Source organism: Pseudomonas sp. P5_152 (assembly GCF_033989915.1).
Taxonomy (GTDB): Bacteria; Pseudomonadota; Gammaproteobacteria; order Pseudomonadales; family Pseudomonadaceae; genus Aquipseudomonas.
This window is the reverse complement of the sequence record NZ_JASFAH010000002.1, coordinates 5,571,961-5,591,678: the sequence shown is the minus strand read 5'-3', so window position 1 is coordinate 5,591,678 and position 19,718 is coordinate 5,571,961. Positions and strand designations below refer to the sequence as shown.

At 57.4% G+C, this 19,718-nt stretch carries 16 protein-coding genes, 2 tRNA genes and 1 pseudogene; 5 read left to right on the top strand and 14 right to left on the bottom strand.

The genetic code is table 11. The annotated features are described in order from the left end of the window. Window positions 1–7 precede the first annotated feature (7 nt). The 8 genes from QMK50_RS25630 to QMK50_RS25595 all read right to left on the bottom strand — a co-directional run bounded on the left by QMK50_RS25630 (window position 8) and on the right by QMK50_RS25595 (window position 10,352). Window positions 8–1,333, bottom strand: coding sequence for an aminotransferase class III-fold pyridoxal phosphate-dependent enzyme (locus QMK50_RS25630; protein WP_320334337.1), 1,326 nt, complete (start codon window positions 1,331–1,333; stop codon window positions 8–10). Continuing rightward, on the bottom strand, window positions 1,330–2,847 hold the full coding sequence (locus tag QMK50_RS25625; RefSeq protein ID WP_320334336.1) for a serine hydrolase domain-containing protein: 1,518 nt from the start codon (window positions 2,845–2,847) through the stop codon (window positions 1,330–1,332). The genes QMK50_RS25630 and QMK50_RS25625 overlap by 4 nt, the downstream gene beginning before the upstream one ends. Before the next feature lie 67 nt (window positions 2,848–2,914). Further along, window positions 2,915–4,195 (bottom strand): OprD family porin, encoded by a 1,281-nt coding sequence (locus tag QMK50_RS25620; protein WP_095169720.1) that lies wholly within the window; start codon window positions 4,193–4,195, stop codon window positions 2,915–2,917. 130 nt (window positions 4,196–4,325) lie between these two features. After that, window positions 4,326–5,957: an ABC transporter ATP-binding protein gene (locus QMK50_RS25615; protein WP_159995432.1), complete on the bottom strand. Its 1,632-nt coding sequence runs from the start codon at window positions 5,955–5,957 to the stop codon at window positions 4,326–4,328. 2 nt (window positions 5,958–5,959) lie between these two features. Continuing rightward, window positions 5,960–6,829, bottom strand: coding sequence for an ABC transporter permease (locus QMK50_RS25610; protein ID WP_320334335.1), 870 nt, complete (start codon window positions 6,827–6,829; stop codon window positions 5,960–5,962). Beyond that, on the bottom strand, window positions 6,826–7,767 hold the full coding sequence (locus QMK50_RS25605) for an ABC transporter permease (protein WP_320334334.1): 942 nt from the start codon (window positions 7,765–7,767) through the stop codon (window positions 6,826–6,828). The genes QMK50_RS25610 and QMK50_RS25605 overlap by 4 nt, the downstream gene beginning before the upstream one ends. 11 nt (window positions 7,768–7,778) lie before the next feature. Then, the gene (locus tag QMK50_RS25600) at window positions 7,779–9,347 is read right to left on the bottom strand and encodes an ABC transporter substrate-binding protein (RefSeq protein ID WP_159995428.1); all 1,569 of its coding nucleotides are present in this window, start codon (window positions 9,345–9,347) and stop codon (window positions 7,779–7,781) included. A gap of 126 nt (window positions 9,348–9,473) precedes the next feature. Next, the gene (locus tag QMK50_RS25595) at window positions 9,474–10,352 is read right to left on the bottom strand and encodes an alpha/beta hydrolase (RefSeq protein ID WP_320334333.1); all 879 of its coding nucleotides are present in this window, start codon (window positions 10,350–10,352) and stop codon (window positions 9,474–9,476) included. A 131-nt stretch (window positions 10,353–10,483) separates the two neighbouring features. On the opposite strand from QMK50_RS25595, the gene QMK50_RS25590 reads away from it, so the two are divergent. Next, window positions 10,484–11,362: a LysR family transcriptional regulator gene (locus QMK50_RS25590; RefSeq protein WP_095169714.1), complete on the top strand. Its 879-nt coding sequence runs from the start codon at window positions 10,484–10,486 to the stop codon at window positions 11,360–11,362. A 422-nt stretch (window positions 11,363–11,784) separates the two neighbouring features. On the opposite strand, the gene QMK50_RS25585 is transcribed toward QMK50_RS25590, so the two are convergent. Further along, window positions 11,785–13,053: a glycosyl hydrolase family 28-related protein gene (locus QMK50_RS25585; RefSeq protein WP_320334332.1), complete on the bottom strand. Its 1,269-nt coding sequence runs from the start codon at window positions 13,051–13,053 to the stop codon at window positions 11,785–11,787. A 239-nt stretch (window positions 13,054–13,292) separates the two neighbouring features. Between QMK50_RS25585 and QMK50_RS25580 the strand changes: the two genes are divergently transcribed. The 3 genes from QMK50_RS25580 (at window position 13,293) to QMK50_RS25570 (ending at window position 16,628) form a co-directional block, all read left to right on the top strand. Continuing rightward, window positions 13,293–13,877, top strand: a complete 585-nt coding sequence (locus tag QMK50_RS25580; RefSeq protein ID WP_320334331.1) for a hypothetical protein — start codon at window positions 13,293–13,295, stop codon at window positions 13,875–13,877. 19 nt (window positions 13,878–13,896) lie between these two features. Next, entirely contained in the window at window positions 13,897–15,276 is a 1,380-nt protein-coding gene (locus tag QMK50_RS25575) for an ATP-binding protein (protein WP_320334330.1), read from the top strand. Window positions 15,277–15,575: 299 nt separating this feature from the next. Then, the gene (locus QMK50_RS25570; RefSeq protein WP_320334329.1) at window positions 15,576–16,628 is read left to right on the top strand and encodes a hypothetical protein; all 1,053 of its coding nucleotides are present in this window, start codon (window positions 15,576–15,578) and stop codon (window positions 16,626–16,628) included. A gap of 102 nt (window positions 16,629–16,730) precedes the next feature. On the opposite strand, the pseudogene QMK50_RS25565 reads toward QMK50_RS25570, so the two are convergent. Then, window positions 16,731–16,865 (bottom strand): annotated as a pseudogene (locus tag QMK50_RS25565) (Presumed portal vertex protein); the annotation flags it as partial. Between the two features lie 12 nt (window positions 16,866–16,877). On the opposite strand from QMK50_RS25565, the gene QMK50_RS25560 reads away from it, so the two are divergent. Then, entirely contained in the window at window positions 16,878–17,144 is a 267-nt protein-coding gene (locus QMK50_RS25560; protein ID WP_413787330.1) for a hypothetical protein, read from the top strand. A gap of 60 nt (window positions 17,145–17,204) precedes the next feature. Here QMK50_RS25560 and QMK50_RS25555 read toward each other — a convergent pair. The 4 genes from QMK50_RS25555 to QMK50_RS25540 all read right to left on the bottom strand — a co-directional run bounded on the left by QMK50_RS25555 (window position 17,205) and on the right by QMK50_RS25540 (window position 19,711). Further along, a tRNA-Leu gene (locus tag QMK50_RS25555) sits at window positions 17,205–17,291 on the bottom strand. A 193-nt stretch (window positions 17,292–17,484) separates the two neighbouring features. Then, window positions 17,485–17,558: transfer RNA gene (locus QMK50_RS25550), tRNA-Cys, on the bottom strand. A 225-nt stretch (window positions 17,559–17,783) separates the two neighbouring features. Then, the gene (locus QMK50_RS25545; RefSeq protein WP_320334328.1) at window positions 17,784–19,130 is read right to left on the bottom strand and encodes a glutamine synthetase family protein; all 1,347 of its coding nucleotides are present in this window, start codon (window positions 19,128–19,130) and stop codon (window positions 17,784–17,786) included. Window positions 19,131–19,153: 23 nt separating this feature from the next. After that, entirely contained in the window at window positions 19,154–19,711 is a 558-nt protein-coding gene (locus tag QMK50_RS25540; protein ID WP_095169638.1) for a helix-turn-helix domain-containing protein, read from the bottom strand. Between the last annotated feature and the right edge of the window lie 7 nt (window positions 19,712–19,718).

Sequence of the window (19,718 nt, the reverse complement as noted above, 5' to 3'; positions counted from 1 at the left end):
ACTCCCATCAGGCGACCTGTTGCAACGCATCCGCCAAGGTGTCGAACACCTGGGCGATCTCCTGCGGGCTGATCACCAGCGGCGGCGAAATCACGATGGTATCGCCCGAGCCGCGCACCAGTACGCCGTGCTCGAAGCACCACTGCGCCACTTCGCTGCCACGTGCACCGGCGGCACCGGGGCGCGGTTCGAGTTCGACGGCGCAGAGCAAACCGACGGTGCGTACGTCGAGCACCGGGCCAACACCGCGGAGCGTCAGCGCGGCTGACTGCCAGAGCCCGCTGACCGCGTTGACGTGTTGATTGATGCCCAATTCACGATGCAACTCGATGGTCGCCAACCCGGCCGCACACGCCAATGGATGCGCCGAATAGGTGTAGCCGTGCATCAGCTCGATGACATTGGTTGGCCCGGCCATGAACGCTGCATACACCGCGCCGCTGACCAGCACACCGCCCATGGGTACGGCGCCGTTGGTCAGGCCTTTCGCCGTGGTGATCAGGTCCGGTGTCACGCCGAAGGCTTGAGCGGCAAAGCTGGCCCCGACACGGCCAAAGCCGGTAATCACTTCGTCGAAAATCAACAGCACGCCGTGCCGGGTGCAAATCTCGCGCAGGCGTTGCAAGTAACCCTGGGGCGGCGGGTAGACACCGCCGGAGCCAGTCACCGGCTCAACGATCACCGCGGCCACGGTGCTCGGGTCCTGGATCTCCAGCAGCTGTGACAGTGCATCGGCATAACTGGCGCCCTGCTGTGGCAGTCCCGCGCTGAAACGCATCTGCGCGTCATAAGGCAGCGGCAGGTGTGACACCTCCCCCAGCAGCGGGCCAAACTCACGTTTCTGCCGGCCGATACCCGACACCGACAGCCCGCCAAAGCCCATGCCGTGGTAACCCTTGGCCCGCCCGATAAACTTGGTCCGGCGGCTGTCGCCCCGGGCCTGGTGATAGGCCCGAGCAATTTTCAGCGAAGTGTCGACCGCCTCGGAACCTGAGTTGGTGAAGAACACCTGCTCGATGCCGGCCGGGCTGATTTCGATCAAACGCTCGGCCATCTCCAGGGCGTGGGGATGGCTCATCTTGAATGAGGAGACAAAGTCCAGGCGCCCCGCCGCTTCGCGAATCGCCTCGACGATTTTTGCCTGGCCATGTCCGGCGTTGACGCACCACAACCCCGCCATCGCATCGAGTACCCGCCGGCCATCGGTGGTGGTGTAGTACATGCCGTCGGCGCTGGCGAACATCATCGGTTGCTGCTGGAACTGGCGCATCGGGGTAAACGGTGCCCAGAACGCGCTGGACCGGGAACCTGATGGGTTGGACAGATCGTTCATAGCGACTCCTGCAAAGTACTGGTTGGATGGCCGGTCAGCGTCGGGCGCTGCAACGGGCCAGCGTTAACGTTGACGCGGCGGTCCACAGACAAGCTGCCGCGCTCGATGCGGCAAGTGACGTGGTCACAAAAGGCGGTTTCGACAAATTGCCAGGTCATGCTCAACGCGCCGTCCTCGGTCCAGCGCGCCTGCGCCACCACCGGGGTGATTTGCGGCTGGTATTGGTGATGTAGATAGTGTCCGGTCATGCTGGTCTGGCTTTCGATACCGTCGGCCAGGCCTGCGCGAATGCAGTGGGTGCCACGCGGGTCGGTGAGGTAAAAGTCGCAATGGTCGGGGCCAAACTCCAGGCGTATCGTGCTGACCTGATCTTCATTGGCCTCCATCACAAACGTGCCGCTGAACTGCGCCTGACGCGGCGAGGCCGACGCACCAGTCATAACCGGCCGCCGTTGATTGGCCAACTTCGCGGCAAGATCGGCATCTGCCGCGCAGTCGCCGGGCACGCCCAACGCCGGCACCAGGTGCTCCCACAGCAGGCTATGCAGGCGCCTTTCACCCAATGGCAGCCCTGCGGTAAACGCAATCACCGCGTTGTGTTGCGGCAGCACAATGCACTGCTGGCCAAACACCCCGGAGGCGTAATAGCCACCGTGCAGGGTCATCCACCACTGGTAGCCATAGCCCTCGCGGCGCGTCACAGCTGCGTTGCTCGACTCGTCGCGACCCAGGTAGCGCTTGCCATCGAAGGCACCCATCCATACATCGTCGACGTGCCCGCGCGTGGCCTGCGCCACCCACTCTCTGGAAAGTAATTGTTGCCCCTCCCAGTTACCTTGCTGCAAGTGCAGCACGCCGAACTTGAGCAAATCCTCGGTGCTGCAACTCAAGCCATTGCCACCCGTGTTGAAGCCACCCGGTGCCAGGTCCCACTCGATGCGGCCCATGCCCATGGGTTGGAACAGACGGGTGTTGCACAACTCGAACGCAGTTTGGCCGCTGACCACGCTGACAATGGCCGAGAGCATGAAGCTCGACGCGCTGCTGTAGATGAAGTGCTGCCCTGGCAGGTCTGCAACCGGCTCATTGAGGAACAACTTCACCCAACTTTCACTGCGCCCCCGCCAGGCCCCGCCAGAAATACCCTGGCGATGCCCGGTGCGCATGGTCAGCAAATCGCCCACGGTCATGGCGGCCAGGTTGGCGCTGACCGGTTTCGGGCAGTCGGCGGCGAAAAAATCCACCACCTTGGCGTCCAGTGACAGCACGCCGTCATCAACCAATAGCCCAATGGCCATGGACACCCAGCTCTTGGTTGCCGAATGCTGCACATGGAGTCGGTCGGCACGGTAAGGCGCCCAAAATGCTTCAGCCACCACCGCACCGTCGCGGTACAGCATGAAACTGTGCAACTGAAGGCCCGCAGCGTTCACCGCATCGATGAACTCACTCACGCCACGCGCCGATACGCGTTGTTGGCTGGGCAATGCCCGCCGCAACGGCAAACTCGTCATCTGATCTATCCCCTCATTTCCATTGCCAGGGCGTGCACCAGGCTGACCCTGCTGCACGCCGTCACTGCTACCAGAGCGCCACGGTGTAGCCGACGATCACTCGGTTTTCATTGGTGTCACGGGCGAAGTTGCTGGTGGCGCTAGCGTTCTGCCAACGCAGCGACACGTCCTTGAAAGTGCCGCTCTGCACGACATAGCCGAGACTCAAATCGCGTTCCCACTCGCGCCCTTCGCCGTCGAAGCCAATGACCTTGGCGTTGTCGCCCTTGGCATAACGGGTCGAGAACAGCAGGCCGGGAATGCCCAGCGTGGCGAAGTCATAGTCATAGCGGGCGTGCCAGACGCGCTCGCCGGTCTGGGAGAAGTTCGCCAGTTGGTACTCGGTGAACAGGTACGTGTTGGTGCCGTCGACATAGGTGAACGGCGTCGAACCGTACTGCTCCTGGTAACCGCCACTCAGGTTGTGGCCATGCAGGCCATAGCCCACACGCGTACTCAACGCACGGTTATCGACTTTGCCGGCCAGCCCTGCGGCATCTTCGCTCGCGTCGAAGTAGCGGACGTCCGTCTTGAACGTGCCGGGGCCCCACTTGAAGCTGTTTTTCAAGCCCAGGTAGTGCTGGCGGTACAAGCTCTCCAATTGCGCGAACTGGTAGGTGGCGATGGTGTTAGGCGTCAGCTTGTACTCACCGCCGGCGTAGCGGAACTCATCGCTTTTGGCGCTGCTTTTGTACGCGCCGTACTGGCTGGTGAGGCCCATGTCTTCGTAGTTGGTCGAATCGCGCTGCTTGACCTGGTCCAGTTGCCCCACGGTCAGGGTCAACTGGTCGATGTCCCTGGAGGTCAGCGCGGTGCCGCTGAAACTCTGCGGGAACAGACGACTGAGGTTCGGTTGCAGGGTGGGCAGGTCAGGCACCATATAGCCCACACGCAGCTCGCTTTGCGCCAGGCGCGCCTTGCCGGTGACGCCGAGCTTGGAGTAGTTGTCGTGGGCACGGCGGGCATAGCTGGGGGCGCCCGGTTCGGCGACGCTTGAGCGGGACAACAGCCCGGTGCCCGAGTTGTCCGGGCTCGAATCGAGCTTCATCCCGAACATGCCAACCGCGTCGAGGCCAAAACCGACGGTGCCTTCGGTAAAACCCGATTGGACGTTGAGGGTGAACCCCTGTGCCCACTCGGCGCGCTTGCTCTGGCCGCTGGACTCGCGATAGTCGCGGTTGAAGTAATAGTTCTTCAGTTCAAGCGCAGCCTTGCTGTCGGCGACGAAGTCAGCCTGGGCAAACAAGGGCATGAAACCGGCGCCCATGACACTGGCACTGGCGAGGACTGTGTTGAAGCGGATATTCATGTGTAGGTTCCTGGCAGACAGGTTGAGTGGAGTTGTTTTTGTTTTCTTCGGCCATGGCTTCGCCTGCTTCGCCAATCAGCGATTGACGAAGGGTGGGTTTGCACAGCACAGGCCTGGGGTGTTGCAGTACCTAAATCACGCTGGCACGGAGGCGGTAACTGCCATCCGCACGTTTTTCCAAGGGGCTGGCCGCCGCGAGCAGCCGGCGGGTGTAAGGGTGTTGTGGAGTGTCGAAAATCCTCTCGCGCGGGCCCATTTCCACCACCTCACCCTGGTTCATCACTGCCACGCGATGGGCAATGCGCTCCACCGCCGACAGGTCGTGGGAGATGAACAGGCAGGCGAACCCGTATTGACGCTGCAGGCGCTCGAACAACTCCAGAATCTGCTTTTGAATGGTCATGTCCAACGCCGAAATCGGCTCGTCGGCAATCACCAGTTTCGGCCGCCGGACCAGCGCTCGGCCAATCGCCACGCGCTGGCGCTGGCCACCCGAGAGTTGATGGGCAAAGCGCTCACGGAACTGCTCGGGCAAGCCTACGTCGAGCAGTGTGTCGGTGACCCGCTGGCGTTTTTGCGCAGCCGTCAGGCCCGGTTCATGGCGCAGTGGCTCGGCGATGATCTGGCCCACGGTCATGCGCGGATCGAGGGATGAATACGGGTCCTGGAAAATCATCTGGCATTGCAGGCGGTGCGCACGGTTGGCGGCCTTGAGGATATCCACGCCCTGGAACAGGATCGACCCGGCGCATGGCGTAACCAACCCGACCACGGCACGGCCGAGGGTGGTCTTGCCCGAACCACTGCCACCGACCAACGCCAGGGTCTCGCCCGGTGCGATGCTCAGGTTCACCGAATGCACCACCCGCTTGGGCACGCTGCGCCCCCAAAAGCTGCGCGGCCCCGGATGTTCGATGCACACATCCTGGACCTGCAACAGCGCACTTTCGGCCGCTGGCAATGGCACCAGCGCGCCGCGCCGTGGCAGCGCTTCAAGCAACTGGCGGGTGTAGTCGGCCTTCGGCGCGAACAGGATGTCTTCGATTCGGCCCTGCTCCACCGCCTTGCCCGCACGCATCACCACCACCTTGTGGGCATAACGCGCCACCAGGGACAGGTCATGGCTGATGAACAGAATGGCGGTGCCCTGCTCGCGGGTCAGCTCCAGCATCAACTCGATCACGTCCAGTTGTGCCAGGCAATCGAGTGCCGTGGTCGGCTCGTCAGCAATCAACAGCGCCGGGCGCAGCAGCATCACCGAGGCGAGCATAATGCGTTGGCGCATGCCACCGGAGAACTGGTGCGGATAGGATGCCAGGCATTTCTCGGCGTCCTTGATACCGATGCGCTGCAGCATATCGCTGCAACGCTGACGGATCGTCGCCGCGTCCAACTCGGTGTGCAACTTGAGCGCCTCGCTCATCTGCCGGCCAATGGTCAGCGCGGGGTTGAGCGAGACCATCGGTTCCTGGAACACCATGCCGATCCGCGCGCCGCGCACCCCACGCATCGCCTTGGCATTGCCGGGCTCCAACGGTTCACCCTGGAAGATGATTTGCCCGCCACACACGTTCATCGGCGCTGGCAGCAAGCCAATGGCCGCGCGTGCAGCCATGGTCTTGCCACTGCCGGACTCACCCACCAGTGCAACGATTTCCCCGGGAGCCATGGTGAAGCTGAAGTCGTCGACAGCCAGCGGACCGTCTGTACCGACACGAATCTGTAGATTTTCAACGGCCAGTAGTGGCACTGAAACGCTCATGCTCATTTCCTCATGCGCGGGTCGAGACGATCGCGCAAGGCATCGCCGAACAGATTGATAGCCAGCAACGTCAGGCTGATAAAGATGCCCGGGAAGATCCCCAGCCACGGTGCCGTCGAGATGTAGGTGCGGCTTGCCGAGAGCATGCTGCCCCAGGTGGCAGCCGGCGGTGGCACGCCCAGGCCAAGGAAGCTCAGCGCGCTCTCCGAGAGCAAGGCCCAGCCGAACATGCTGGTGGCCAACACACACAACGGCGCCAGGCAGTTGGGGGTGATGTGGCGGAACATGGTGTACAGCTCTGAGTTGCCGATCACCCGTGAGGCCTCGATGAACTCCAGCTCACGCAACGACAACACGCTGCCACGCACCACCCGGACCACCGAGGGGGTGTAGGCGATACCCAGGGCGAGCACGATTCCGTACTGGCTGGCCCCCACGATCGCCATGATGCCCAGGGCCATGAGGATCCCGGGAAACGCCAGCAGCGCATCGTTGAGCATCATCAGCACGCGGTCGGTCCAGCCGCGCAGGTAACCGGCGAGCATGCCGATCACCGTGCCGCAGATAACCGCCACGCTCACCGAGAGCAGGCTGATCCACAGGCTGGTGCGTGCCCCAATGATCAAGCGGCTGAACACGTCACGGCCGAACTCGTCGGTGCCCAGCCAGTGTGCAGCGCTCGGCGCGTGCAGGCGCGACAACAAGTCCAGCTTGAGCGGGTCATAAGGTGTCCACACCACGCCGAGCAACGCCAGCAATACCAGTGCCGCGAGTAAACTGCCGCCGATCAAGGCATTCAACGGCGGGTAACGCCAGCTCCGTCGAGGCCGGGTATCCAGCCCGCTCGGCAAGGCAGGAGTCTTGAGGTTCATAGCTTCACCCTTGGATCGAACAGCGGATACACCAGATCCACCAACAGGTTGACCAACACATAGATGCAGGTGATCAGCAGCAGGCAACCCTGCAGCACCGGATAGTCGCGGGAGAAGATCGCATCGACCATCAACCGGCCGATGCCGGGCAAGGTGAACACGGTTTCCAGGACTGCAATGCCGCCGAGCAGATTGCCCAGGATCAGGCCGATCAGGGTCCAGGTCGGCGCAAACGCATTGCGCAGGGCGTGGTTCCACAGCACCGCGCCCTCTGACAATCCCTTGGCCCGTGCATGGGCGATGTACTCCAGGCGCAACACTTCAATGGTGCTGGCCCGTGCCATCCGCGCAATGGCGCCGAATTCCACCAGGGTCAGGGTAATGATCGGCAGCACCACATAGGTCACCGCCTTCATGGGATCGCTGGCGAAGCCAACGTAGCCGATCACCGGCAACCAACCCAACTGGATGCCGAACACATACAGCAGCAACAAGCCCAGCCAGAAGCTCGGCACCGACAACAGCAAGGTCGCCGTTGCCACCAGGCCCAGGTCCATCGCGCTGTTTTGCTTCCAGGCCGCGAGCAAGCCCACCGGTACCGCGAGCAGGGTCGCCAGCAACACCGCGACGAGCACCACCGTGGCGCTGACGCTGAAACGCTCGACCAGCAACTCCAACACGGGCTGGCGACTGCTGATGGACACCCCAAGGTCGCCACTGAGCACCGACTTGATCCAGGTCAGGTACTGGGTCGGCACCGAGTGGTCCAGCCCCAGGCTGCTACGCATGTCGGCGAGGCTTTGCGGGTCGGCCATGTCGCCCAGCATCAGCAAGGCGGGGTCGCCGGGAATCAGGCGGATCAAGGCAAATACAATCACCGAGATCAGCAGTAGGGTCGGCACCGCCATGCCGAGCCTGTGCAAGATGAATCGAAACATAGTGGTACGCCTTACTTGGAAGTGTCGGCCAGCTTCACGCCCCACAGGCGCGGCTTGGCAACGGGCCAGGAGCGGTACCCTTCAACGCGCTTGCCCATCGCGCCGATGGCGGTACCGTTGTAGATGGCCACCATTGGCACATCCTTGAGCATCAAGGTATGCAGCTTGTCGAACAGCGGCTGGCGCTTGGCAGGGTCGACCTCGCGCTGGACCTCACGCAATATCGCCAGGGCCTCGGGGTTGTCCCAGACTTTGCGCGGTTCCTTGTGCTTGTCGCCGATCACCGATTCATAGCTTTGCGCCGCGTCGAAACGCCCAGAATAAGAGAACGACATCATCTGGTAGCTGCCGGTCTGGTAGCGCTCCAACTGCGTGCCCCACTCCAGGGTCTCCATCTCGATATTGAGCCCCGCCGCCTGGGTCATGGCCTGGCTGAGCAAGCCCATGTCGAACATCTGCGGGTAGCGCTTGTTGACCAACATGCGGATCTTTTCACCGGCGTAACCCGCCTCTTTCAACAGGCGCCGGGCCTCGTCGAGGTTGTAGCTGTAACCCTGGTGCGCAGTGGCGTCGTAGTACGGGCTGGCGGTCGGAATCACCGAGTTGTTGACCACCGACAAACCATCGGACAACGCCGCCACCATCTGCGCGTAATCCAGGGACAGCGCCACCGCACGACGAATGCGCACGTCCTTGAGCAGTGGGTCACGGGTCTGGAACAACAGGCCGCTGATGGTCATGATCGGGCTGACCTGGATCTGCAGGTTCTTGACCTTCTTGAGTTCTGCGGCATCCATCGCCGTCACGTCCGGCAGCAGGTCCACGCCACCCGACAGCAGCGCAGCCTTGGCCGACGCCGAATCGGGGATCACCTCGAAACGCACCTTGTCGACAAACGCCTGCTTGTTGCCGGTGTACCCGTCCGCCTCGGCCTCGGCCCGCGGGGAGTAATCCTTGAAGCGATCCAGCTCGACGTACTGGCCCTTTTGCCATTTGCCCAAGGTGAATGGACCGGTACCAATCGGGGCGCGCCAACTGCCATCGGCCGCCAGGGAGTCCGGATGCAGAATGCCGCTGCCGGTGCAATCCGGGCGGGCCATCGCAGCCAGGAACAAGCCATTGGCCTGGTCCAGTTGGAACACCACGGTCTGCGCGTCGGGGGTGGAGACATCGACGATCTTGGCCGCGCCACGGCCATCGAACTCCGCCAGGCAGCGCCACTGGGTCTTGGGGTCAAGGTAGCGCTGCCAGGTCCATTGCACGTCCTTGGCCGTCAACAACTGGCCATTTTGAAAGTGCACCCCATCGCGCAGGGTGAAGGTGTAGCGCAGGCCGTCCGGCGAGACATCCACCGCGCTGGCCAGCATCGGCGCGATGCTGGTGTCTTCGCGATACGCCACCAGCCCTTCGACGATATGCATCATGACCGCATCGGTATTGTCGTCGCGGTTGACGCCTGGGTCGGTGCTGCGGATATCGCCATTGAGGCCCACATTGATGACCTTGTCTTGCGCAACGGCAAGGGACACTGTGCATGTCGACATCGCGACGACGAGCGCGGTCTTTACGTAATTATTCACGGGAGAACGACTCCTTGAAGAAGTATTCCGGTCAGTGGCGAAGGCCAAGGCAGGACCGGCATCAGAATGAGTGAATCCTTAGTTATTGTTATACGGCCTGTTCTGAGTGCATCTGGCAGTGCTGTATCAGCCAAGGCTGCGCTTGTGCCGCAGCACCTTGGCGAAAAAGTCCTGGGCCGCCGGCATGGCCTTGATGCCCTGGTGAGCCACGTTGGGTAACAGGTCGAAGTGCACCTGTACGCCAGCGGCTTGGAAACTTGCCTGCAAGCTGGCCAGGCGTTCCGGGCGTGTACGTCCGGCGGCGTTGGCACCGGCCATGTAGTGTTTGCCACCTTCGCGGTGGGTGATCTCCCAGGTCTCGAGGTCCGAGTCACCCACCACCATGTGCACCGGCAGTTGCTGCAAGGCTTGCAGGTTCAGCGGTTTGCCGAATCGCGCCGCGAAGTCCCGCACCCCTACCCACCAATCCTGATCGGCATCCAGCAAAGTCACCGATCCCGGCGCACCGATGGACGCTGCCCAGAGTTTCTCGGGGTGCAAGTAGCAGAATCGATGAGTGAATTGTCCGCCACCGGAATAACCAAACAGCGCAAAGGTATCGAAGCGCCGACCATAACGTTTACCGACGCCGGCGATCATGTCGAGCAGGACCTGGTCGTAGCGGATATCGCCCTCGACCAACTGCTTGTAGCCGTCCCCATTGTTGTCACCCAGGACGCCGACCGGGAACAGTGGGGACAGAATCACGCAATCGTTCCAACGGCCAAATTCCGCGAAGCCATTGCGATAGATCTCCATCGCCCGGGTCGAGCCGTGCAGCGAGACCACCAGGTCCACTGGCCGGCTGCTGTCCTCAATCGCTTCAGGCACGTAGAGGGTGTAGGCAAAACGGCTGTCTTCGGTGTGTGAATACACGGTGGTAGCACCGAGGTGATACACGCTCTTGGCAGCACGCAGGGCCAGTTGTTCGGGGTTGTTATCTAACGTGGAATCTAAATTGCTCATGTGGAAAGTTCGCCGAGTCAGTTCGGGAATGAGTATTGGGCGGAGGCTATAAAAAGAAAAACTAATTAAACTTTAGTTTGAGTAAACAAAACCTTTACGATGCAGCGATACCCCTGACTACGGCCCTTTCCATGAGCAGTATTCGTTTTTTCAAGACCTTTATCGCCGTCGCCGAATACGGCAGCTTTGCCGCCGCCGCCGACCGCGTGGCCCTGACCAATGCCGCGGTCGGCCAGCAAATGCGCGCCCTCGAAGAAGAGATGCGCCGACCGCTGTTCGACCGCAGTCATCGGCAGATCAAACTGAGCCGCGACGGGGTGTTGTTGCTGCCCAAAGCCAAGCGCCTGCTGGCGGACTACGAGCAAATGATCGCCGAAGCGCCCGAAGGCGTGGCAATGGAAGGTGAAGTGTCCATCGGCGGCATTACCTCCGGCATGGGCCTGCTCGCCAATTGCCTGGTGCAACTGAAAAAACTGCACCCGAGGATATCGGTCAACTTGATGACTGCCCGCTCCGACGAAGTGGTCAACCTGGTGCATGCCGCCAAGCTCGACGCCGCGCTGTTGATCGAGACCGCGCGGCAAAACTTCGATGGATTGAGCTGGACCCTGCTCTACAACGAACCGATCGTCATGCTCGCCAATGCCACGCAAACCGCCGGCATTGACGACGCCGTGGAACTGTTGAGAACCCAGCCGTTTATTCGCTACGACAGGTCCACGGCAGTCGGGCGCAAGGTACAGGCAATCATCAAGAGTGAGTCCGTCGAGCCGTTGGAAATTCTCGAACTGAACTCCATCATCGGCATCGCCGACCTTGTTCGCCAACAAGTCGGCGTGGCAATCGTGCCCTTGCTGAAAAACTTCGACTGGCACAAGGACCCCAGCCTGCGAGTGCTGCCGCTGCCCGGCGACTTGGCGGTACGCCGGGTGGGGATATTGGAGCAAGGCACCAAAAGCGCGATTACCGGGGAGATTCGCAAGCTGCTGATGACGGCGGTGGCGAAGTGACCCTAAACAAAAAAAGCCGCTAAGGGCGTAATGCTGCTCATTTAAGCGAGCACAGCACTTTGGAGCGAGCGCCCGCTTGCGGCTTGCTCGCGTTGGACGCTAACGATGACGCGTACTACCTGAATAAATGCGAAAAACTCCCGGAAACTTCCTAATCATTCCCCTCGACGGCAGGCTGCCTATCGACCAGCCCCAGCCGTTCGACGCTCACGCCTCGATTGTTGACGATCAGGAATTACATATACGAGTGCCTGCGCAAACTTTTTCCACGGCTACTGAGCGCAGACTGTCAGGCGCCTCCGGGGTCTTGGGCTTGTCCGATCGCACTTGGTACCGTGGATTTCGAGCTGTTGTACTGCGACGATACTTCCTCCGGGCAATAAAAAGCCGCTCGTTCTGGAGCGGCAATACACTTTTAATATTTAACTGATGAGCGAGCTCATATCATTACACACTGCCTTCACATATGGGCGCCCCGCACCAGGAGTGGCCTCATAACTTGCAGACCACACCAAATTTTTCGACAGATCGGAATAAACAAGATAGGCGGCACGCTTTGACGTATTTGTTGAAACAAAACAATTATTCATAAACGAGGAGCCCTTTAGGTTTTTTGAAAAAATGTGTGCATACGTATCATCAACAGAGGCCGAATTATCTCTGAAGATATTACCAGAAATAACATGTCGAGTCCCAGGCGAACCATTCCCTTCCACATAGACACCATTCATAGCATGACTGTCTATGTAGCACCCACTGATCATACATGGAGCATTCACATTAGCTGAAATCACTAGCCCGCTATCGTTTGAACTCATATAAACATTCGTTCCGATAATGTGGGTCGCCCCAGCCATAAACTGCCAATAGGCAGGCCCAGACGAATTGCCAAAATCACAATCGGTTATCCGCCAGTCATACGCATTGTTCTGCACACCGATCCGGCAATAAACAACTGCCACGCACCTCATCGCCCCATAATTACGGTTAATTCCGATGTAAATCCCAACATCTTTTGTCGCCCTAACAATTACATCTTCAATCAAAGCAGAACCGTCATATCGGGCGCTGATATCGTAACTGCTATTCTCTATATATATGCCGTTGCTAGTTCCCGTCTGCCCCCCGGCGTTCCCGTTAATTGCAAAACCTTTCAATCTTGCCGAGTAACGAAACGTATCGCTTACAGGAATCTGCGCTTCAGGGGCTTTTAGCGTGACGACGTTGGCGTTCGAGCCGTTTAGAAGGCTGATAGAGCATGATTGCGCGCCAGCCCCGCCAAAAACGATGGGCCGCTTTACTACCAAACCGGTCACCGGATAGTCACCACTTGGCAGAACGACCTCTCCGAAGTAGGTGCTCCAGTAATTCCCCACCCCGAGGCTCTCGACCAGATTGATTGCACCCTGGATCGCTTGGGTATCATTACCCACCCCAGTACCCTTTGCGCCAAACCACTTCGCTGAAACCGGTCCTTCATATGCTCTGACCCAAGCACCAGAAACCGCAGAGTTACTGGACTTTACATAAACCCCTTCAAGAGGGTCAGCACTAAACCGCGCGCTGAAGTCGCCGGGTCTCCAGGAAAAATTACCCTCCCTTCCTGATTCATTTAGAAACGCCGCACCAACAGTATTGATGTCGATGGATTTCAGTTCAGTACGATCACTCACCCAAACAACTGACTTCATAACTCTCTCCCTTTAGAACAACAACTCCTGCACCCGCATGAGCTTTCACATTAGATGTGAATCGACGTTACCGCCAAATTTCCACCAAAACCTAAATTTGATCGTCTGCGTAGATCGCGGTGCTGGCGATCAGCCCGCCACAGCGGTGCTCGCCGTAGTGACGCGGTAGCACCATAGAGAAGTGCACCAAACGGTGTTGCTGATCGAGACGGATCGGCACTGCAAACGGAGGATGCACCGTGTCTATCGCAATCACTCAAACGAAGCTTCACTGGAACTACTTTTTAGCTCTGGAACGCGACATGGATGTTCTTTCTCGCTATATCGAATTTTGCGAAGCAAACCTTTCCGTGTTCTCCCTAGAGCTCGCTCATCTACTTTTTGCGGCTGCGTCTGAGGTGGATGTTGTCGCTAAGCTCGTTTGTGCACAAATTTCCCCGGATGCCGCGAGAGGAAACATCAACCACTACAGAACTGCACTCTTGCAAGCGCTTCCCGACCTGCCGGCGACTGAAGTTTTTGTTCCTCGCTACGGTCTTTCATTTCGTCCGTGGTCTAACTGGGCTGACGGCCAGAACCCTTTGTGGTGGCGGAGCTACAACAATGTCAAGCATCAGAGAGACACCTGCTTTTATGAAGCAACGCTAAAGAATGCACTCAATGCTCTTGGAGCTCTATTGGTGTTAGTCATGCATCATTACTCTCGAAACCTGTCACTATCTGGCGAAGTTCTGAGCACGAGGGACACTACACAATTGCTTTTACCAGAGTCGACATTATTTAGACTCGCAGAAGAGAATTATTACTCCAACCTCATCGTCTAAACTTTATTACGGACACCAAATGGACTTAGATCAGTTTTTACTAGCACCTAGAGAAAGTTTGAACATTGAACTCAAGGCGTGGATTGATCCTTCAACGCCAGAAGGAAAGTCGAAAATAATCAAGGCCGCTATCGCATTAAGAAATCTAAATGGTGGATACTTAGGAATTGGGATTTCCGACGATGGAATCCCACTAAAGCCGGACGTCCCGGATAATATAGACGAGAGATTTCATCAAGACACAATTCAGGCACTTATTACAAAATATTCGTCAGAGACTTTCGAAATAGTTGTTCAATTCGGAAATTTTCAAGGGGCTCGCTTTCCATTTATAGTTATTCCCCCAGGAGTACTCACACCCGTTGCGGCAAAATGCCGTTTGCAAGACATGAGTTCACCACCACGAGATTTAGTAAAACAAGACACGGTATATGTTCGCACCCTACGAGCAAATAATACGCCCAGCACCGCTGCTGCACTTTTTAGCGATTGGCCGCAAATAATGAATGTATGCTTCGACAATCGGGAAGCTGACATCGGAAACTTCGTCAGACGCCATCTTACGGGATTAGATATTCCTGGACTGCTCGCACACCTCGGCGGTCAGCCGATTGAGCCTGAAACAGCGGTAGTTGATGCATTCATGAACCAATGCCGCCAACGATTTCTAGATGCTCCAAAAGCTGATAATGCCCGCGATTTAGGCAATGGACGTTTTGAGGTAGCTTTTATCATCAGCAGTACACAAGAAAGGGATACAGTTCGATCAGACGATAATTTCTTGTCTTCTTTTATGTACGCTAACCCTCATCATTCGGGCTGGCCACTTTGGATGGATACTCGTGGCTTCCAAGTGGCGACTGACAGACCCAGGACACGTGCAAATGGATGGGAAGCTCTCATTGAAGACTACGTTGGAAATTTCATTAGACCGCATTTAGATTATTGGAGGGTTGAACCTCCAGGTAGTTTTTACCATACTCGAGTTCTTTGGGAGGATGCTATTGCCGTTTCGAAAGGCAACCCACCGAATTCGGCCTTCGGCATGGACATTGCGATCATAAATATAGCGGAAGCTATTTCCGTTGCAATTTCATTCGCAAAATCTATGGGCTTTGAGGGTGATAAAACGTATTTAGAATTCGCCTTTCGTTGGAGCGGACTGGCGGATCGAAATCTGACGTCTTTTGATGTTGGACGCTATATTTCCCCTGGAAGGATCTGTGGCGACAATGAGATTGTCAGCCATATAAATATCCCATTAGACGTGGCACCTTCTTCAATACCCTCTTTGATTCCTGAAGTAGTAGGAGAACTATTTAGCTCTTTTAACGGAATGGCATTCTCGAAAAACACTATTGAAGAAATAGCTAGTGAACAATTGAAAAAGAGATATTAAAGTACCGACCTGCACTAACCACTCCCTCAGGCTCAATTCGTTTTCAGCTCCCAAGCAGATAACGAGGGTTCGATTCCCATCACCCGCTCCACTATTTTCAAGGCCTCCAGCGGTGCAGGTACGTGACTGCAATCAATTGGGGGCTGTATTGGGGTCCGTTTGTGTGTTTGTACGCACAAAACAGCAGAGCGACTGACGCAATGAAGATGGATGCAGAAAGCTCGACACATTTAGCCGGCAGGTGTGGCGGGGAACGAGGGGTTTTAGGATGCTGAATACTCAGTCCTACGAGACGCACAATGACTAGCAAAAAAATCAAAATAGCCGACTTAATAATTGAAACCGGGCTCACCTACAGTGGAATACCCGGAGCAGACAAAATATATACTTTTGCAAAAATTGGCGCATCATTTGTTCGAGACTACATAAGTGAACAAAGCGAAAAGAAAGCATATAAATTTCACCGCCGCCTTCTTCTGAGTGACGACAAGAGTCAAAGCGAAACTCCAGCCGATGCGGATTTAGACGCTGCAGACTACCATGCTCTTTTTAGCGCATGCCTTGCAGATATTGAGGAAGAAAAAAGTGAACTGTACGGGAATCTGGCAAAGTCAATAGCCACAAATAAAACACCAAAAGAATACAAGAGATTATTTATCTTAAAACTCAAAGAAATAACTTGGGACCAACTCGACCTACTTGCCAACATACACGTTATCGAAAGCCACAGAATCATGCCCACACTCGGCAACTGGGACATGACGACAAAAGAACTATTAAAGAACCACGACCCTTTTAGCGCACGAGGGATGGACATCCACTTCTTGTACCAGAACAAATTCATCGCCGAAGAAAAAATCACACGCATTGGAAAGCAATTTATCGAATCATGCATTCCAAGCGAGATGCTGCAACCAAGTGCTTATGATTACAAGCAATGGCTTGGTGCCACTTTCGCAATGCTCACCCTTCAGGAGAATGGATCGGCCTTTCATGGTTGCCACAGTATTGCCGATCATTTCCGAAAAATGAGAGTTAAAGGAAGTACAGGGCTTATGGAAGGTTTCCTCGAACGGGACAATGAGATCCCATTCATAGACTTTTTAATTATAGGCTTTCAAAACGGAAAAGAACTACCGCCGAGCAGACTGAACAACCTAGAAAAACTTATTTCGCGCAAGGTGGCACTGCAAGTTATCTTCATGAGTGATGAGCGCGATGCAGTAGTCCCACTCACCCCCAACGCCCCATACATTGCTATCAGTCAAAAAAACATCGACCACGCAGGCCAGATAGCATATGACGAGATTGGTCGATTACTTATGGAGCGAAAAGCTAACCGAGGCCATTAATTCAAGCACACTGCACGGTCTTACCAACAATACGAGCGTGATCGAAAAACATCACGCTTGGCATTGAGATTACTTATGACCCTATTGAAACATCAGTTGCTTTTATGCTTCGGGGATATCGTAAGACTTAAAGCGGACCACCTCTTCTCCGAGCCATTCATTAATTCGGAGCAATTTAGCCTGCTCCGGCTCAAGCTCATTGATCGCCCAAACTGCTGACGCATCGCGGATAGGTCCACTCGTTTGGTCGTGATCGACACCGGCCAACCACTGACCTATCCGATGCTCAGAGGTGGCTTTGATCTGGCCAGGGAGAAAGCCGGGATCGACAAGGCGCAATTTCAGATGCGTGATTTGCGGGCCAAAGCAGCCACAGACAAGGCCGGATCAAGCGGCGATATTTTGCAGGCCCGGGATCAACTTGGGCATACGACCGTCGTGATGACCGAACACTACAACCGCACCGAAAGAGGAAAAAGTCTCGCCAACCAAGTGAATTGCGGACCAATCCAATAATTGCGGACCAGAAACGAACAAGGGCCCGCGCGATAAAATCACGCAAGCCCTTGATATATATGGTGCCCGAAGCCGGAATCGAACCGGCACGCCCTTACGAGCGGGGGATTTTAAGTCCCATGCGTCTACCAATTTCGCCATTCGGGCGGTAGCGCGGTGTCGCGGTCAATCACGACCTGAAGCCAACCAGTCGTTTTTGCTACTAGTGCGACAGGGGAGGAAATATATACACCCCTACCCTGCTAAGCAAGTTCATCCAAGGCAATTCCAGGACAAAACATTGCGCACCAGCTTAAATAAAAAAGCCCTGTAGATCGTTGATCTACAGGGCTATTTATAGTGGAGGCCGAGGTCGGAATCGAACCGGCGTAGGTGGATTTGCAATCCACTGCATAACCATTTTGCTACTCGGCCTCAAACGTCGGATGCCTGAAAAACAACACCAAACGCAAACAAACTGGAGAAGGAAACTAGATTTTCATCTACTCCCAACCCTTTGAAATCTAAAGGGTTTTTCTCGTTCCCTAAGCAGGAATGGACGCAATTCTGGACTGCTTCCGATGTCCTGTCAAGGACGCAAAGTAAAAAATCTCAAGGTTTTCAATTCCCTGGCCCGGGGCGAGCCGGGCCAGGGGGTGATTATAGATACCAGCGGTATTCCCGTGCGCTTATTTCCTGTTGGAAGGCCAAGTGATCCTGGCGCTTGTTTTCGCAGTAGACGTCGACGAACTCGGCGCCCAGCCCTTCGCGCAGTTGTGGCTGGTATTGCATCTGGCGTACGGCCTCGAGCATGTCCAGGGGGAAGTCGATGCCACTGTTGCGGTCTTCGTTGAGCGGCGGGATGGGTTCGCGGCCAGCGTCCAGACCCTGCTCCAGGCCGACCAGGATCGCGGCCAGTACCAGATAGGGGTTGGCGTCGGCACCGGCCAGGCGGTGTTCGATGCGCAGGTTCTTGGCGTCGGACTCAGGGATGCGCACGCAGGCGTCGCGGTCCTCGAAGCCCCAACTGGCGCGGGTGGCCGCGTTGACGGTGCCGCCCAGGCGGCGGTAGGCGTTCTGGTTGGGGGCGAAGATCGGCATGCAGTGCGGCAGCAGTTCCAGGCAGCCGGCGACGGCATGGCGCAGGGCCTGTTGCTGGTTGGCCGCCAGCAGGTTCTGGCCAGCGCCGTCGTACAAGCTGACGTGCACATGCATGCCGCTGCCGGGATGTTGCAGGTACGGCTTGGCCATGAAGCTGGCGCGATAGCCGTGCTTGAGGGCCACGCCACGGGTGCTGCGGCAGAACAGTGCGGCCCAGTCGGCGGCTTGCAGGCCGTCGTCGAGGTGGCCGAAGTTGATTTCGAACTGGCCTGGGCCCAGCTCGGCAGTGATCACCGTGGTGTCGATGCCCTGGATGCGGGCGGCCTCGACCATTTCATCGAGCACCGGAGAAAACCGCGACAGGCGCTCGATGTGCATGTTCGGTTGATCGTCGGTGTCATCGGTCAGGCCATCGCGGGGGAACTGCGGCAGACCGTCACGCAGTTGCTTGTCGAACAGGTAGAACTCCAGCTCGAAGGCCACCACCGGGTGAATGCCTTTGCCGCGCAGGCGCTGCAGCACCTGGGCGAGGACTTCCCGGGGTTCGAATTCGATGGGCTTGGCGGTGCCGTCGGAGGTGATCAGCATCTGCCCCAGGGGTTGGGACTCCCAGGTCACGGGTTTGAGTGTGCCCGGTACCAGGCGCCGCACGGCATCCGGGTCGCCGTCGTGGAAGCAGTAGTCACCGATCTTGAACAGACCACCCTGCACACCCAGCAGCACGCAGTTCTGCGGCAACTTGAGGGCCGTGCCGGCGGCGACTTTTTCCAGCATGTCGATCGGATAGCGCTTACCGTAGAAGTGCCCCGGAATGTCCAGGGAGATGAGGTCGACATAACGCACCTCAGGGTAGCGTTGGCGAAAAGCCCGTACTTCGGCCAACAGATCAGAGCAGGCAGCGTCCATCTTCAAGGTTCCCGTTGTAGTGATCAGGTGTAAACCCACAGCACACGCGTGAGTTGGTCAGTGAGGTTGCCGTAGCGGCAGCGGGTGTGACTGTCGAGCTGGAAACTGTCGCCGGCCAGCAAGGTGACGGGCTCGTCGTCCTCGTCCAGCCACAGGGTCAACTCGCCTTCGAGCACGTAACCGCCCTGCTCCGAGCTGTCGCTCAGGTGCCGCTCACCGCTGTTGGCCCCGGCCTCCAGGCGGCTTTCGAGCATCGAGAAGGTGGCGCGCATTTTCGGCGAGACCAGGATGTCGGTGATGCCGTTGGCGTAGTACAGGGTGCGGCGCTCATCCGGCCGGGTGACCCACGGCAGGACCTTGGGCTTGGGCAGGCTGTAGAAATAGGTGGTCGGCACCCCCAGGGTCTCGCTGATCGCCGTCAGGTCAGCCACGGTCGGGCGGGACAGGCCACGCTCGACTTGCGAAAGGAAACCCACGGAACGCTCGATCTTGTCCGCCAGCTCCTTGAGGGTGAATTTCTTGTGCTTGCGCAGGTCGTGGATCAGGATCGCCAGCGCGGCAATTTCTTCTTGCTTGTTCATGCCTGGA